The sequence below is a fragment of the Halorubrum orientale genome (assembly GCF_059623105.1).
Window position 1 is genome coordinate 47,458 of sequence record NZ_JBSPSR010000006.1, and the last position, 14,449, is coordinate 61,906.

Sequence of the window (14,449 nt, forward strand, 5' to 3'; positions counted from 1 at the left end):
TCAGCTATCGTCGTCGACGAGCGAGGAGGGCAGCCGCGAGAACGGCCGCACTAGCCAACGGCACGCTGAACCCAGACGTGTCGTCGGCCGTCTCGTCCGTCGACGCTGACTCGCTTGGCGATTGGTCTGTCGTCGCTGTCAGCGTCAACACGACGTCGGTCTGTGATCGAAGCGTGTCGGCTCGCTCGTCGATCTCGGCCGCAGTCGACTCGGCAGCGTCCACCGCACCCTGCTGGTCGTCGACCGCGGCCAGTACGTCATTGGCGGCCGTGATCTGTTCGTCGACGATCATCTGGTAGCTACCCACGGTTGACGGCTGGACTTCCGGCTCGTCGGTCGTGTCGACCGCAGCGATGGTGAACAGCCCGCGGTCCGCACGTTGTGTCTGACCACTCGGCTGTCCATTGCCGAAGCGACGAGCGGTCTGTCGCTGTGTGCGAAGGTTCGTCTGGAGCGTCGCAGTGAGGCGGTCAGTGGCTCGCAGGTGCACCCGAAGCGCGGTGTAATTCTCGGGTGGTGTTCGCAACCGCTCGAGTGTTTGGTTTTGTGCCCGGAGCTGTTCGCGAAGCGCTGTTATCGTCTGGGCACGGTCTCGAGTCGAACCGTTCTCGAGTTGGTCGACGAGTGCTTGTGTCTGGTTCAGCTGTGTACGGAGGGTGGCGTACGTCTGGTTTTGTCGTCGATGCTGCTCGCGAAGGGTGGCGAGCGTCTGGTTGCTCTGTGTGAGGCGCGTCCGAAGGTGGTCGGCAGTCGCTTCCTGTTCGTCGACGTGCCGACGAAGCCTGGACGCGGTGTCCCGACCGTTCCGTGAACTGGCCTGCTCGCCGAGCGTCGTAGCGAGCCGACGCTGCTCGCGACCGCGGCGCTGGAGACGCTCGGTTGCGTCTTCGGCCAGCCGGTGGGCCTCGAGGAGCCGCCGATGTGTGCGGTTCTGTTGCCGGAGCAGCTCGCCGATGTCGTTGAGCGTTCCGTTGCGCTGACGTAGCTGCTCACGCAGTTGTGTGACCGTGGCGTTCGAGACGGTCTGATTCGCCGGGACTCCCGTCTCATTTGACGTGTTCGTTGTGTTCGACGTATTCGACGTGTTCGCCGGCTGTATGGTGGCGGATGGTCCATCGTTCGGAGCCGCAGAGACTACCGCGCCCGCCGGCATGGCTGCCACCGAAACCGACGAGACGAGTACTAACGACAGGACGATTACGCGTGCTTGCGTCGAGAACATGCCAGCTTACTGTTGTTGTTGCAACAAGATAGTGATCGGAGAGAGTTTTCACCCGACAAGAAAAAAAACACTGAGACGACCGGTGCGTGCTCACAGGCCCAATCATCTTTAGGTAATACCGACACAGAGGTGGCATGACTCGGGCACAGACAATCCGGCTCGGCCGCCTTGCTGCCGTGGCGCTCCTCTGCGGGCTCCTTCTACTCGGCGGCGGAGTGACCGGCGTCGAGCCGGCGACGGGAGGCGCTGGTGACACGGAACACTCAACAGCGGGTCCTTCGGCCGAGAACACGGTCGCGATGCGTCCGCTCACACCGGGGCCGGCCACCGCGAGCCCATTCAATGCCACCGTCCACCGACCGCCCGATCACGTGTCGAGGGCTGCCGTTGACGACGGCGACCAGACAGCGCAGACCGAGTCGACCGAGGACACGATTCGAGTCCGGCACGAACTGACGCCGACCGACGAACCAGGAATCGTACGCGTCGTCACCCGTGCCAGACAGATTCCAGATCGGGTCACGTCGCTCCGGCTCACGCTCGCGAGTCCGACCGACGGCAGGGTGCGGCCCGAGGGGTTCGAGCGGGTCGAACGGACCGCAGACGAGACGACCTGGGAGTGGGACGGAGAGACGACACGGCCAGCACTAACCTACGCGATAGTAGCGAACGAGACGGTGGACGATACGGTCGGTCCGGCATCGACAGTGCCGGCCGGATATACGGGGTCGACGGCAGTCGGCGCATCCGCTGTGGGTGCGTCTTTCATCAGTGAGTCTCCTGCCGCACCGAGCCTCCACTCCGACACGATCGCTACGGGCGGGACCTACCGATTCGTCGACACCGGCGAGTGGGGTATCGTTCGCACGCCGCGCGTCGGAGTCACCGGGCGGTACGTCGGCCGCGGCGAGATCCGGGTCGAGCGGGAGAGTCGCGTGATCGGTGACGGCATCGCTTCGGCGTCCATCGCGGTGCTCGGCCCCTACGAAGCCCACACCGGATCAGGACCAACCGGGAGCTATCGGTTGATCGTACCCGACGCGGCCACCCTCGAGCCGTCGCCGGCAGCCGTCTTCGAGTCGTTCGCGAACGCCGAGCGAACCCTTCGGGTTGGCTCACCCGACACGGAGGTATTCGCCGTCGCTGCGCCCACGACGGCTGGTGTTTCGTGGGGTGTCCGTGGGTCCCAGGTTGGTTCGGCTGACCTCTGGGTGCGTGATATGGAGCCAACGGCGTCTGCCGACGACGTCTGGACTCACGAGTACGTTCATACGCGACAGACGTATCGTGCGGAGCCGAGTGCGCGCTGGATCACCGAAGCGACGGCGACGTACTACGCCGCGCTCTTCGCCTTCGAACGGGGGGCGGTCGACTTCGACGCGTTCGAGCGTGTGCTCGCGAGAGGCACCCACGAGCCAGACGCCACAGCGATACTCACCGACCCGAACACATGGCGCGTGGAGACACCGTATACGAAAGGCGCGCTCGTCGCGGGAGAGCTTGACCGCCAGATACGGCTCGCGAGTGATGGACAGGCGTCTCTCGTCACCGTCGTCCGCGACCTCAACGAGGTACCAGCCCCTGTAACCGACGAGATGGTCCTCGACGCGGTCGAGTCGGCTGCGGGTGCAAGCGGGGATCGGGCGGCCGCGGCGGCGGTTCGCGAGGAGGCGCGCCGATTGACGGACACGGAGGCGACAGCGACGCCGTGGGACCGACGCGCCCACGCCGACGCCTTCGGTGAGACGCCAGCACTCGTCGGGTATCGGATCGCAGACGAAGGCGTGCAGGCAACTGGGCCGTACCGAAACCGAACGGTGGCACAGGGCCCGGTACAACTCGTCCCGGGTGAGACGCTCATCGTGCCGGTGACGATCTCGAACACCGGCGGACGGGCAGGATCCTACGAGGTGTCGCTGACGGTCGACGACCGAACGATCGCAACCCGGACCGGACGACTTGATCCCGGCGTCGAGACCGCGGCCAACTTCGAGCATCGGTTTACCGAGACGGGCCAGCACACCGTCCGCGTCGCCGGTGAGACGGTGACCGTTGTCGTCACCGAGCCAGCACCGGTTCTGATTCGTGACGTTACGACCGATCGAGACGAACTCACTGCTGGTGAGTCGGTTCGGGTGACAGCCCAGGTCGGGTCAGACGCGCTCGTCCCAGCGAACTCGACGATCGTCGTCCAAGTGGATGGCGAGAGCGTGGCGACTCGCACGGTCTGGCTCGACGCTGGCGAAGCGACGGCTGTCGAGTGGGAACTACCGATCGATCCGGACGAGATCACCGATGATCCCCTGCCCGTTACCATCCGAGTGCTCGGGCCAGAGGGCACAGCGGAGACGACGGTGACTGTCGCATCCGAGACAGCGAAACCCGAATCGGCCGCGGGCGAGGAGAGCACTGACTCCAACGACGGAGCGGTGTCAACCCCAGGATTCGGGCCGATCGTCGCGATCGTCGCGCTCCTCGCGACAGCACAGCTCGCCCGCCGACGGGAGGGGAAGCAGTGAGCGAGACACCGTGACCGTCGGCGTCAAAACGGCGCATCCGGTCCCTCTGCTGGCGTGTCGGGAGTGGGCGACGCCACCAGATCGTGTCCCTGTCGTTCCCAGGCTTCGACGCCGCCGTGCAGGCTCTCGACGCGGGCGTCTGTCGTCTCCTGATAGCTGGCGATGAGTTGGGCAGCTTGTCGGCTGGAGATCCCGTGTGGGCACACGGTCACAATGTGGTCGGCACCGGTCAACTCGTCGACACGCGTCGTCAACTGTGGGAACGGAATCGACTCGCTCTCGGGGAGGTGGCCGCGGTCGAACGCGCGCTCGCTGCGGATGTCGACGATCCGGAGTTCGACGTCATCGTTGTCGCCTGCGAGCAGTGTGGCCAGCTCTGGTGGAGATATCTCGCCGTCCATCAGGGGAGTGGGCAGAGGCTCGCGGTGAGCACCGCGCGCTCGTCGGTCTCGTTACGCGCGCCGTGGACCACGCCGCGCGCGTTGTACACAACGGCGGGCGCAGCGAGCTGTTCGGCGTCGCCGTCGCGGACGACCGTGGGCTCACCCTCCAGTACGTGGAATACGTTCGTCGCGTCTGCGTGCTCGTGCGGGTCGATCTCGCCGCCAGGCCCGAGGATGAAGGCTTTCACCAGGACGTCATCGGAGACGGCAACCTCTGCGGTGACGACCTCATCGCGCCCCGGAGAGCGGTCATCGATTGCATCGGCGTATCGGTCGAGCGTCATGTCGAGATGCTTGTGGCGCGAGTGCTAAAACGCGTCGGCCGAGGGTGAACACCACAGCCGGGCCTCACGAGGGCACCGGGTCGACGTGGTCTGCGATCGCCTCGGCGACGCGATGTGGATACTCGTGGACCACCCAGTGGGTCGCCTCGTCGATCGTGTGTAGGCGGCCGTCCACACAGTGATCGACGCTCTCAGCGGCGAGTCGTTTTTCGAGGAACTGGTCGCGTGCACCCCAGATCACGAGGGTCGGTACCTCGACGCGGGTGGTGGCTGGACGTGGGCGATCCCGAACGATCGCTCGATACCAGTTCACCATGGCTTCGAACGCGCCCGGTCGATCCCACGCTCGACGGTACCGGCGAAGGTCGTCTTCAGAAAACGTCCCTGGTGCACTGGTCTCACGGAGACTGCGCGTCGCGAGCCGCCAGTTACCGGCCCGGGCGACGGCTTCGGGGAGCCGCGGGAGCTGGAAGGCGAGGACGTACCAGCTTTTGAGCCGTTGGTCCCACGACCCGCGCAGCGCGCGTTCGAAGACCGTCGGGTGTGGCACGTTGAGTGCGACGAACGCCGACAGGCGGTCCGAGTGGTGGATCGCGAGCCACCACCCCACGGCCGCACCCCAGTCGTGTCCGGCGACGGCGGCCGTCTCGCGGTCGTAGGCGTCGACCAGTCCGACCACGTCACGGGCGAGTTCGTCGATGTGGTAGTTAGTGACGCCGCCCGGCTTCGCCGACAGGTTGTAGCCACGCTGATCTGGCACGACGACCCGGTATCCCGCGTTCGCGAGCGGCGCGATCGTCTCGTGCCAGCCGTACCAGAACTCCGGAAAGCCGTGGAGCAGCACCAACAAGGGCCCGTCTTCTGGACCCGCCTCGACGACGTGCAACTGGACGTCGTTCGTCTCGATCAGTCGCGACCGAGCCGGTATCGAGTCGGGGATCTCGTCGGCTGGGATGTCCGAGTCAGCGGTGGGTGCATGCGAGGTGGTCATGATGAAGATCGAGCGGCCCGGTGGACAAATACCTACGTCTCGGTGGGGCTGTGGGAGACCGTGTTCACACGGTGTCTCGGCTCGATCGAGGGCGTGACCCGAGAGAGCATCAACACACGTACAGAAATTCCACTGCCCGGCCCGAGAGGTAGTAAACGTCTTATACGTTGATTTCACACGATATTTTGAGGAGTGTTATCACGTGAGTATCGCTGACACGTACGGCCGATACCGTCAAACCCTGGCCGGAGATCCGCTCGCCATCGGGGTCGCGCTGGTCGTCCTCTGGATGGTCCTCTCTCTCGTGAGCGGGCTACTGACCGGGGGAGTCCAGGTGAGCAGTCTCGCGTCGCTCGTCTGGGACGGACTGCTCCGGGGACTGATCATCGGGCTGGCAGGTATCGGACTATCGATGACGTACAGTATTCTCAACTTCGCGAACTTCGCACACGGCGACTACCTTACGAGTGGCGCATTCGCCGGCATGGCGACGAGCTACCTCGTCGCCGGCATCGGTGAGAACAGCATCGGGCCGCTCTTGCTCGTCGGTGCGGGCGGGTCGGTGTTCGGCGGCGCACTCGGGATCGGTGTCACGACAGCCCCGCTCGCCGTGCTTCTGGGCGCAGTCGTCGCCGGCGGGTTTGCGGTCGTACTCGCGCTCGCGCTCGACCGCATTGCCTACCGACCGATCCGCGACGAGAGCGGTATCGCGCTGCTCATCACCAGCATCGGGGTCGCGTTCGCGCTCCGGTACCTGATCCAGTTCGTCTTCGGCGCCGGGGTTCGGGGGACGACCGCCGCGGGCTCGGTTCCGCGGGTGAACGTCCCGATGCTCGACGGCACCGTGCGAATCACGGCCCACGACATCGCCCTCGTGGTCGTCGCCGTCGGGCTCATGCTCGGAGTCCACCTGTTGTTACAGCGGACCAAACTCGGCAAGGCGATGCGGGCGATGTCTGACAACGAAGACCTCGCACAGATCACCGGCATTCCGACCGAACAGGTCATTCGGACCACGTGGATCGTCGGGGGCGGACTGACCGGGGTCGCCGGGTACATGTTCGTCCTCTGGAAGGGGACGCTCGGGTTCAACGACGGCTGGCTGTTGTTGTTGCTCGTGTTCGCTGCGGTGATCCTCGGCGGTATCGGCTCCATCTACGGTGCGATCGGCGGCGGTATCGTCATCGGTCTCACCGCCTCTGTCTCCGTCATCTGGATCCCGTCGGAGTTCGGCCGTGCCGCGGCGTTCCTCGTCATGATCGTCATCTTACTGTTCAAGCCTGAAGGAATCTTCAGCGGGAGGACAACAGCATGAGTGGTGCCGACACCGGCGGCTGGTTCGACGCGCTCTTCGACCGGGATCTATCGCTCGTGCTCGTGGTGCTCGCCGTGATCTACGTCGCGTACGTGCTCGCGGGGGTGGCGTTCGGCTATGAACTCCGCGGGCAGTTGAACTCCATCGCAAACCTCACCTTCTACGTCGGCGTGTTCGGGATGCTCGCGCTGGCGTTGAACCTCCACTGGGGATACACCGGCCTGTTCAACATCGGCATCGTCGGGTTCATGGGCATCGGCATCTACGTGACCGCGCTGGTCTCGAAACCGCCGGTCGCCGAGGGCGGTGCCGCACAGGTCGGCGGGTTCGGGCTCCCGCTCAGCATCGGCATCCTCGCTGGCGTGCTCGTCGCGGGGCTGTTCGGTCTGCTCGTTGCGCTTCCTGCGTTGCGACTCCGCGCCGACTACCTGGCCATTGTGACGGTTGCGTTCTCCGAGATCATCCGGTTCACCATGATGTCGCGGACGTTCCAGTCGGTCGAGGTGCCGGCAGCGCTCGGGCTACGCGCCGACACAGTCGGGCTCGGCGGCGGCGGCGGCCTCATCTTGAACTACACCGACCCGCTTGAGGCGCTGCTTCGCACGTTCTTCTTGTGGGATCCGTATCTCGGGTTCCTCGATCTCGTCCAGCAGACGCTCATCCCGAACAACCCGAAGCCGGTCGTCGACGGGCTCCTGTACGGAGTCATGCTGCTCGTCGGCGTGTTCGCGTTCTACGTGTTGCTCACGCGGCTCGGGCGCTCGCCGTTCGGGCGGGTCCTGAAGGCCATCCGCGAAGACGAAGACGTCGCAAACGCCCTGGGGAAGGATACGGACCGATTCAAACTCACTGCGTTCGTACTCGGGGCGGCACTGATGGGGTTCGGCGGGATCCTGTGGTACTCGAGCCGCGGGAGCATCACCCCGCCGTCGTTCCGGCCAAACATCACCTTCTTCATTTGGATCGCGCTCATCATCGGCGGCGCGGGCTCGAACACCGGCAGCTTCCTGGGTGGCGCGATCTTCGCCGGACTGTTGTACGAGGGGCCGCGATACGTGAAGAACCTGGTCGAAGCCGCCTTCGAGCTCGGTGACGCTCCTCGGAACTTTGGGGAAGCGATGGCGGGATTCGCCTCGCTCGACCCGATGCCGTTCATCACCTACACGCTCGATAGCGTCAGTCAGCTCCGGCTCGTGATCATGGGCGTGGTGTTAGTGTGGCTCATGCACAACCGGCCAGAAGGACTGCTCGGTCACCGCAAGGAGATCGCCTCGAGCGTGGATCTCTCCCGGCCGAGTGGCGACGGAACGACCGACACGCCAGCCGCCGCGGACGGAGGTGAGACGCGATGAGCGACACCGACGAGGAGGTGGTGTCGCCGACGGCCACGGCCGATAGCGAATCGGTGACGACAGACGCAGGCGACACCGATGTGGTCACAGACGACGAGAGTGAAATGGATACCACAGACGACACAATGGATGCCGATAGCGTCGCGGGTGACGTAGTCGACACCGCGGAGACCGGGGTCGATGCCGACCGCGAGACGCCACTTGAAGTCGAAGGGCTACGCAAGACCTTCGGCGGCATCGTCGCGGTCGACGAGGTCAGCTTCGACGTCGAAGCCGGCACACTGACCGGGCTCATCGGGCCGAACGGGGCTGGAAAGTCGACGACGTTCAACCTAATTACAGGAATGCTTGAGCCCGACACCGGAACGGTCCGGTTCAACGGCGAGGACATTACCGGGTTACAGCCGTACGAGATTGCGAACCGCGGGCTCGCACGTACCTTCCAGATCGCGAGAGAGCTCGAAGAGATGACCGTCCTCGAGAATATGATGCTCGCGCCGAAGGGGCAGTCCGGTGAGGCGCTGTGGCGGTCGGTGCTTCCGATCACGCGCGAGGCGGTCGAACGCGAGGAGACAGCACAACTCGAGCGGGTGTGGGAGGTGCTCGACTTCTTCGAGATCGACCATCTGGCCGAAGAGTACGCCGGTAACCTCTCTGGCGGCCAGCGAAAGCTGCTCGAGATGGCGCGCGCGTTGTTGACCGACCCCGACATGTTGCTGCTCGACGAGCCGTTCGCGGGGGTGAACCCCTCCCTCGAGAAGCGGCTGCTTGAACACATTCACGAGCTGCGTGAAGAAGGGTACACCTTCCTCATCGTCGAACACGACATGGATCTCATTATGAACAACTGCGAGCGAGTCATCGTGTTACACCAAGGGCGCGTGCTGAAAGACGGGACGCCGGCGGCGATCCGAGAGAGCGAGGACGTTATCGAGGCCTACCTCGGAGGTGAGGTATGAGCCTCCTAGATGTCCGCGGACTCGACGCGGGCTACGGGGATCTCCAGATCCTCACCGACGTCGATCTTACCGTCGACGACGAAGAGTACGTCACGATCGTTGGACCAAACGGCGCCGGCAAGTCCACCGTGATGAAGTCCGTCTTCGGACTGACCACGTACATGGGCGGGACGGTAACGTTCGACGACGAGGACATAAGCGGCACAAGGCCCGAGTCGATCATCCATAAGGGGCTCGGGTATGTCCCCCAAACTGAGAACGTCTTTGCCGAACTCGACGTCCAAGAGAACCTCGAGATGGGTGCGTACATCCTCGATTCGGTACCACAGGACGCGCTCCGAATGGTGTACGACCGATTCCCGATCCTCGAACAGCGGCGCGATCAGAAGGCGGGGACGATGAGCGGCGGCCAGCGACAGATGCTCGCGATGGGGCGTGCGTTGATGCTCGACCCAGACCTGTTGTTGCTCGACGAGCCTTCGGCCGGGCTCGCTCCGGACCTCGTCGATGAGATGTTCGATAAGATCGACGAGATTAATCAGAGTGGGACCGCAGTCCTCATGGTCGAACAGAACGCCAAGGAGGCGCTGAGGCGGTGTGACCGCGGCTACGTGCTCGCGAACGGGCAGAACCGCTACGAGGATGACGGCACTGCGCTGTTGAACGACGAGGAGGTTCGGCGGGAGTTCCTCGGCGGGTAGCCGGAGACACCGCCACTGTCGTCACTCGCCGTTTTTTGACTGGGTACAGAGCATCGATGAGACCGACTCGCGCTTCAGCGCGGGGAAGATGTCAAAGCCACATCCTCCCCAGCCGATTCCGTACGTATACGCTGGTGTGAGCGTTGTGATCAACACGACCGCACGACACCCGGGCACGAATTTCAGCCACACCCTCCCCAGCCGATTCGCGAGTCGCTGCCGGCGACTCGCTCATCCCTCGCACGCGCTCGCGAGCACACCTCCGGCGGCTCGCGAGGCGTGCGCCACCGCGGTAGTGAAGAGATATGCTGTACGCCTGTGTTGTCGGGTGGAGACAGAGCCTACCTGGAGGGCGCTATCGCTGGTGGGTCGAAAAAAACGAGGAACTGGGTGACCCGCTTAGTTGCCGCTCGAGAGCGCCTGTTCGATGACGTTGGAGTACGACGACGCGCCGATGTTGAAGCTGATCTGGTCGTACACTTCACCACCAAACTCGTCGGCGAACACGCCGCTGAACCGCTCAGAGAGCTGCTGTCCGTAGTCGTTGTTCACGTACAGCGTCGCAGCAGACGTGGCCCCAAGCCGATCGGAGGCGACCTGCGCCATGACACGGCCCTGGAGCTGGTCACTGGGTGCAGTCCGGAAGATGTAGTCGTCATCCTCGAGGTTCGTCACCGAAAGCGCGGTACTCGAGGGTGAACAGCCGACGACCTCGTTTGGGATGAGCGTCTCCTGACAGACCGGGACGTTCACACCGGAGGAAGCCGTCCCACACACTGCCGGCACACCGGCACTAACGAGCGACTCCGCGCCGCTCACGCCCTGATCTGGTGAGGTGTTGGTGTCTTCGAACTGGGCGTTCACGGTGAGATCAAGGTCAGATTCGTTGATCTGCTGGGCTGGAATCTCCGCTGCACGGATCATCGGCTGGCCGGTCGACGCCAGGTCGCCGGTCTCAGGCAGGAGAATACCGACGCTCACTTCACGACCGAAGCCGCCGGGCGACTCGTCGGCAGACGAGCCGGCCCCGTCGGGGTTTGCGCCCTCGAACGTCTGGGTGTCTTGGACCGCAACCGACTCGGCACTCTGACCCTCGAACTCCCAGATAGAGTACGCCGCGGATGCAGGGTCGCCATTCTCGTCGAAGTTGACCGAGCTCGACGCACCCTGATAGTTGATGTTCTCGCCGTTCGCAGCCGCCTCGACGGCGTCGAGGAACTCACCCGGTCCGTACGCCGTGCCGTCCGGGTTCGAGATCCGACGGAGTTGGTCGCGGATCGCGGTGCCGTCGTTCTCGCCGGCGGCGACGTTCGCGAGGATGAGTGCTGCGGCCGAGTCGTACGACTGTGAGGTGAACACGCCGGGCGACTCGTCATAGGTGTCCTCGTACAAACTGGTGAACGCCTCCTGGTTCGGCCCGCCGGCCGCTGGGGCGGTACCGGTGACGTTCGCCATGTCGTTGCCGACCTGTCCCGGCAGTGCGGCGTCCTGAAGTCCGTCGGGAATGAGGATGTCCTCTGAGCCGTCGGAGGCCGCGTAGTAGTCTCGGAAGAGCTGGATGCCACTCTCTGGGTAGCCGATCACCACGAGAAGGTCAGGACTCCCGCCGCCCTCACCGCCACCATTTCCGCCATCACTGCCGGTTCCAGCACAGCCAGCGAGGCCGACCGCCCCAGCCGCGCCCACTCCCTTTAGTACGTCACGCCGTCTCTTATGGTATGACATATCCAGTCATATAGAGGCCTCGTTCATAAGTATATCCCTGTCAGATACCGGATAAATTGTGGCATCTAGTCACATATATGGAATATAATCCATGTCCAGCACAGGGACCATGGGCGAAATTGGGCGAGTATCAGCGCGGGGTACAGGCGTGAGGCGCATAGAGACCTCACAGAACGGGCGGCTCACCCCCTCGAATCGGTGGATCTGAGATAGCGTCGACAGGTCTCTGCGACCCACGAGCGAATAGCGTCATCCGTGCTCAAAAGCGCGGTTTCGAGTCGTCCCTGGTCGAACCCACCGACAACCGCGTTCTCGTCGGCGAGAAGCAATCCGACAGGAGCACTCACATCGGATGCGTACCAGTCGATCGATTGCGCTTTGAGTGCCGCACGTATCGCCGTGCCTCTCGGTCCCGAGATGCGTGTTCGGGCTGGTTCAACAAAGACTATCCGGATGTCCGTGGACGATGCTGCAGGTCGAACATCGGATTGGACTGCCTGGACGACAGCAGAGTCGATGTGGGGTAGAACGGCGACGAGGGCACCGGCGTCGGCCAGGCGTGTCGCGAGGCTGTCGACGAGGTCGCCCGCATCGCGGGTGACAAGGGTGGCACGCTCGGTATCAATCGGGGCGGGATCGTCATCGGACGGCATCCTATTCGGGAGGTCGATTCCCGCCCCGCGTTCGACAAGCGAGACGAGTGCGTCGACCGATTTGTCGGCTGGTGAGACTGCGTCGTCCGGGGTCGTCGTCGTCGACATCTCATCTATCGGATGTGTCGGTGACTCCTCACTCATCGGTGGCAGTCAGTTCGCTCTCGTTCGGGCGCACCGGGTATGACTGTGTGGGGCCGCTCGACCGTCGGGCGAGGAGCCGAGCGGTGGCTCGCCGGCGGTCATCCGGACGCTCGACGGTCGTCTCGTCGTAGTGGAGCACGGTCAACCCGAGACCAGCCCGGAGCAGGTCGTTCGAGCCGAACCGGTGCCGGTCGTCACTCGGGCCTGATGGGGTCGGAGCAGTCGAGCGAAGGTGTCCTTCGACGAAGAGGTAGCCGCCAGGAACGAGTGCCGCAGAGAGGTCGGGAAACCGATCGAGAGAGTGATAGAAGCTCATCGTTATCAGTTCATAGCGCGCGGTCGGGAGCTCGTAGGTCGTCGCATCGGCGTGTATCGTGGTGACCGCGTCAGCGATATCGCGCTCAGTCGCCCGCTCACGGATGGTCGCGAGTCCCTCACGCGACGCGTCTAAGGCGTCGACATCGTACCCAACGCCGGCGAGGTACACCGCGTTTCGGCCAGTACCCGCCGCGACGTCGAGCGCGCGGCCGTCCGGAATGGACGGCGCATACGCGCACAATACCGGTGACGGCTCCGGGTCTCGTGGATACTCGCCAGCAACGAACCGCTCGTCCCAATCGCTTCCGAGGCCCTCGTCGCTCATACTGTGAGGGTGCTCGTCGCCGCGGAAAACCCCCACGACGAACTGTTGAAGCGGGGTGAGTGCGAAGATGGGGCGTGAACGACGACATACCCGACAACAGTGAGCCGGCGGTGACACTCGGCGAGCTGCTCACCGACCTCGATGAGACGCTTGCGGTTGCCGAGTCGCTGACGGGCGGGCTCGTCGGCTCGCGCCTCACCGACGTCCCAGGATCGTCGGCCTACCTAGACCGGGGATTCGTGACGTATTCGAACGACGCCAAACTCGAGATGCTCGGCGTCGCCCGGGAGTCACTCGACGCCCACGGCGCGGTCAGCGCCCCGGTCGCCCGTGAGATGGCCGCCGGCGCACGGGACCGCGCCGAGACGACATGGGCCGTCTCAACCACCGGAATCGCGGGACCGACCGGCGGGACCGATGAAAAACCCGTCGGACTGGTGTATTTCGGTATCGCGTACGCGGCGCCGTGGGGTACCGAGTCGTCGTTCACTCGGAGTGTGCGTGCTGAGTTCTCGGGGGATCGGGGCGCGGTGAAGCGAGCGAGTGCCGACAGAGTACTCGCCGAACTGCTCACAGCAGTCCGTGACCATACAGAGTCGTAGTGTTTGCAATTGGGGTTACCCGTCGAACGAAACGGTCCCGTCGACGCGTACGGGGTCGTCGACTTCGATACCCTGCCCCCACGACGCCTCCGGAACAACCGTGTTCACCATGAGTCGGAAGTCGTGATCGAAGCGGTCGGTCTCGGTCCACGAGGGGCGTGTCTCGCGCCGTCGCTCGACGAACCGTGTCCGGAAGTTCTCGAGCTGCTCGCCGGTGTCGGGGTGCCGTGACGGGACGACACATCGCTGACAGGGGTTGACGCCGAGCACCGTTGTGTCCCCGACGGTGAATCGGACGGCCGCACCGTGGTCAGCGAACAGTTGGTCTTCGAAGAACGCCGGACAGTCGGCGAGCACGATGTTTGGGCGGAACCGTCGGCGAATCTCGTGGCCGCCGGCTACCGCGTCGAACCACGAGGCGACGGCCACGAGGGTCCCAACACTGGCCACGGTCGGACCGGGGGCGGCGCGGTCGTCGGGGAATCCTCCCGGGTCACGGACGAGGTCGACCGCGTAGCCGAGGTACGCCCCGACCCAGGCCGCCAGCGCGTCGCGCTCTTCTGGGAGTGTGAACGTGGCCGTGTCGGCTGTGACGTCGCCGGTTGCCGGACGTTCGAGCGTGACGGCAGTGGGTGTCGCGTCGGCCGGCCCGGCGAGTTCGTAGCTCGCACGGAGTCGGTGGATCGCTGGCTCGCTCTTGCCATTGACGTAGCCGCCGCCACCGCCGACAGAGGCGGTCTCGGGGTCGACACCGGCCTCCACGAGCGCGTACGAGCGGTCGCCGTGAAGGACCCCGTTGGGGCCGAGTGCAGCCTGTTCGACGGTGACCCCGTCAAGCGACTTGATGGGATACGCGACGAGGCTGTCGAGGCGAGTCATGACAGCTGTTCGGACCG

At 64.5% G+C, this 14,449-nt stretch carries 14 protein-coding genes; 6 read left to right on the plus strand and 8 right to left on the minus strand.

Going from position 1 to position 14,449, the window contains the following annotated elements:
- Positions 1-4: 4 nt before the first annotated feature.
- A complete protein-coding gene (locus ACWUI7_RS07045; protein WP_496641514.1) occupies positions 5-1,222 on the minus strand; it encodes a PGF-CTERM sorting domain-containing protein in 1,218 nt (405 codons plus the stop codon).
- A gap of 134 nt (positions 1,223-1,356) precedes the next feature.
- Here ACWUI7_RS07045 and ACWUI7_RS07050 point away from each other — a divergent pair, with 134 nt between their 5' ends.
- Positions 1,357-3,741: a PGF-CTERM sorting domain-containing protein gene (locus ACWUI7_RS07050; RefSeq protein ID WP_496641515.1), complete on the plus strand. Its 2,385-nt coding sequence runs from the start codon at positions 1,357-1,359 to the stop codon at positions 3,739-3,741.
- Positions 3,742-3,764: 23 nt separating this feature from the next.
- On the opposite strand, the gene ACWUI7_RS07055 is transcribed toward ACWUI7_RS07050, so the two are convergent.
- The 3 genes from ACWUI7_RS07055 to ACWUI7_RS07065 form a co-directional block, all read right to left on the minus strand.
- Positions 3,765-4,142, minus strand: coding sequence for a rhodanese-like domain-containing protein (locus tag ACWUI7_RS07055; protein WP_496641516.1), 378 nt, complete (start codon positions 4,140-4,142; stop codon positions 3,765-3,767).
- Entirely contained in the window at positions 4,142-4,468 is a 327-nt protein-coding gene (locus ACWUI7_RS07060; RefSeq protein ID WP_496641517.1) for a cupin domain-containing protein, read from the minus strand. Before ACWUI7_RS07060 ends, ACWUI7_RS07055 begins: the two co-directional genes overlap by 1 nt.
- A gap of 64 nt (positions 4,469-4,532) precedes the next feature.
- Complete coding sequence (locus ACWUI7_RS07065; protein WP_496641518.1) at positions 4,533-5,459, minus strand: alpha/beta fold hydrolase; 927 nt, start codon at positions 5,457-5,459, stop codon at positions 4,533-4,535.
- A gap of 202 nt (positions 5,460-5,661) precedes the next feature.
- On the opposite strand from ACWUI7_RS07065, the gene ACWUI7_RS07070 reads away from it, so the two are divergent.
- The 4 genes from ACWUI7_RS07070 to ACWUI7_RS07085 all read left to right on the plus strand — a co-directional run bounded on the left by ACWUI7_RS07070 (position 5,662) and on the right by ACWUI7_RS07085 (position 9,786).
- Entirely contained in the window at positions 5,662-6,774 is a 1,113-nt protein-coding gene (locus ACWUI7_RS07070) for a branched-chain amino acid ABC transporter permease (protein ID WP_496641519.1), read from the plus strand.
- The gene (locus ACWUI7_RS07075) at positions 6,771-8,126 is read left to right on the plus strand and encodes a branched-chain amino acid ABC transporter permease (protein WP_496641520.1); all 1,356 of its coding nucleotides are present in this window, start codon (positions 6,771-6,773) and stop codon (positions 8,124-8,126) included. The genes ACWUI7_RS07070 and ACWUI7_RS07075 overlap by 4 nt, the downstream gene beginning before the upstream one ends.
- A gap of 104 nt (positions 8,127-8,230) precedes the next feature.
- The gene (locus tag ACWUI7_RS07080) at positions 8,231-9,085 is read left to right on the plus strand and encodes an ABC transporter ATP-binding protein (RefSeq protein ID WP_496641759.1); all 855 of its coding nucleotides are present in this window, start codon (positions 8,231-8,233) and stop codon (positions 9,083-9,085) included.
- Positions 9,082-9,786, plus strand: a complete 705-nt coding sequence (locus ACWUI7_RS07085) for an ABC transporter ATP-binding protein (RefSeq protein WP_496641521.1) — start codon at positions 9,082-9,084, stop codon at positions 9,784-9,786. Before ACWUI7_RS07080 ends, ACWUI7_RS07085 begins: the two co-directional genes overlap by 4 nt.
- Before the next feature lie 399 nt (positions 9,787-10,185).
- On the opposite strand, the gene ACWUI7_RS07090 is transcribed toward ACWUI7_RS07085, so the two are convergent.
- The 3 genes from ACWUI7_RS07090 to ACWUI7_RS07100 form a co-directional block, all read right to left on the minus strand.
- Positions 10,186-11,511 carry an ABC transporter substrate-binding protein gene (locus ACWUI7_RS07090; protein WP_496641522.1) on the minus strand — a complete coding sequence of 442 codons (1,326 nt, stop codon included), beginning with the start codon at positions 11,509-11,511 and terminating at the stop codon, positions 10,186-10,188.
- A 182-nt stretch (positions 11,512-11,693) separates the two neighbouring features.
- Positions 11,694-12,308 (minus strand): transcriptional regulator FilR1 domain-containing protein, encoded by a 615-nt coding sequence (locus tag ACWUI7_RS07095; RefSeq protein ID WP_496641523.1) that lies wholly within the window; start codon positions 12,306-12,308, stop codon positions 11,694-11,696.
- The gene (locus tag ACWUI7_RS07100; protein ID WP_496641524.1) at positions 12,301-12,951 is read right to left on the minus strand and encodes a class I SAM-dependent methyltransferase; all 651 of its coding nucleotides are present in this window, start codon (positions 12,949-12,951) and stop codon (positions 12,301-12,303) included. The genes ACWUI7_RS07095 and ACWUI7_RS07100 overlap by 8 nt, the downstream gene beginning before the upstream one ends.
- Before the next feature lie 86 nt (positions 12,952-13,037).
- Here ACWUI7_RS07100 and ACWUI7_RS07105 point away from each other — a divergent pair, with 86 nt between their 5' ends.
- Positions 13,038-13,553 (plus strand): CinA family protein, encoded by a 516-nt coding sequence (locus ACWUI7_RS07105; RefSeq protein ID WP_496641760.1) that lies wholly within the window; start codon positions 13,038-13,040, stop codon positions 13,551-13,553.
- Positions 13,554-13,568: 15 nt separating this feature from the next.
- Here the strand turns inward: ACWUI7_RS07105 and ACWUI7_RS07110 are convergent, their stop codons facing one another.
- Entirely contained in the window at positions 13,569-14,432 is an 864-nt protein-coding gene (locus ACWUI7_RS07110; protein ID WP_496641525.1) for an MOSC domain-containing protein, read from the minus strand.
- Positions 14,433-14,449 lie beyond the last annotated feature (17 nt).

What these genes read in the sequence shown, in the direction of transcription:
- ACWUI7_RS07045 (WP_496641514.1), bottom strand. Translation starts at nt 1,222, where the DNA reads ATGTTCTCGACGCAAGCACGCGTAATCGTCCTGTCGTTAGTACTCGTC.
- ACWUI7_RS07050 (WP_496641515.1), top strand. Translation starts at nt 1,357, where the DNA reads ATGACTCGGGCACAGACAATCCGGCTCGGCCGCCTTGCTGCCGTGGCG.
- ACWUI7_RS07055 (WP_496641516.1), bottom strand. Translation starts at nt 4,142, where the DNA reads ATGGACGGCGAGATATCTCCACCAGAGCTGGCCACACTGCTCGCAGGC.
- ACWUI7_RS07060 (WP_496641517.1), bottom strand. Translation starts at nt 4,468, where the DNA reads ATGACGCTCGACCGATACGCCGATGCAATCGATGACCGCTCTCCGGGG.
- ACWUI7_RS07065 (WP_496641518.1), bottom strand. Translation starts at nt 5,459, where the DNA reads ATGACCACCTCGCATGCACCCACCGCTGACTCGGACATCCCAGCCGAC.
- ACWUI7_RS07075 (WP_496641520.1), top strand. Translation starts at nt 6,771, where the DNA reads ATGAGTGGTGCCGACACCGGCGGCTGGTTCGACGCGCTCTTCGACCGG.
- ACWUI7_RS07080 (WP_496641759.1), top strand. Translation starts at nt 8,231, where the DNA reads ATGGATACCACAGACGACACAATGGATGCCGATAGCGTCGCGGGTGAC.
- ACWUI7_RS07085 (WP_496641521.1), top strand. Translation starts at nt 9,082, where the DNA reads ATGAGCCTCCTAGATGTCCGCGGACTCGACGCGGGCTACGGGGATCTC.
- ACWUI7_RS07090 (WP_496641522.1), bottom strand. Translation starts at nt 11,511, where the DNA reads ATGTCATACCATAAGAGACGGCGTGACGTACTAAAGGGAGTGGGCGCG.
- ACWUI7_RS07095 (WP_496641523.1), bottom strand. Translation starts at nt 12,308, where the DNA reads ATGAGTGAGGAGTCACCGACACATCCGATAGATGAGATGTCGACGACG.
- ACWUI7_RS07100 (WP_496641524.1), bottom strand. Translation starts at nt 12,951, where the DNA reads ATGAGCGACGAGGGCCTCGGAAGCGATTGGGACGAGCGGTTCGTTGCT.
- ACWUI7_RS07110 (WP_496641525.1), bottom strand. Translation starts at nt 14,432, where the DNA reads ATGACTCGCCTCGACAGCCTCGTCGCGTATCCCATCAAGTCGCTTGAC.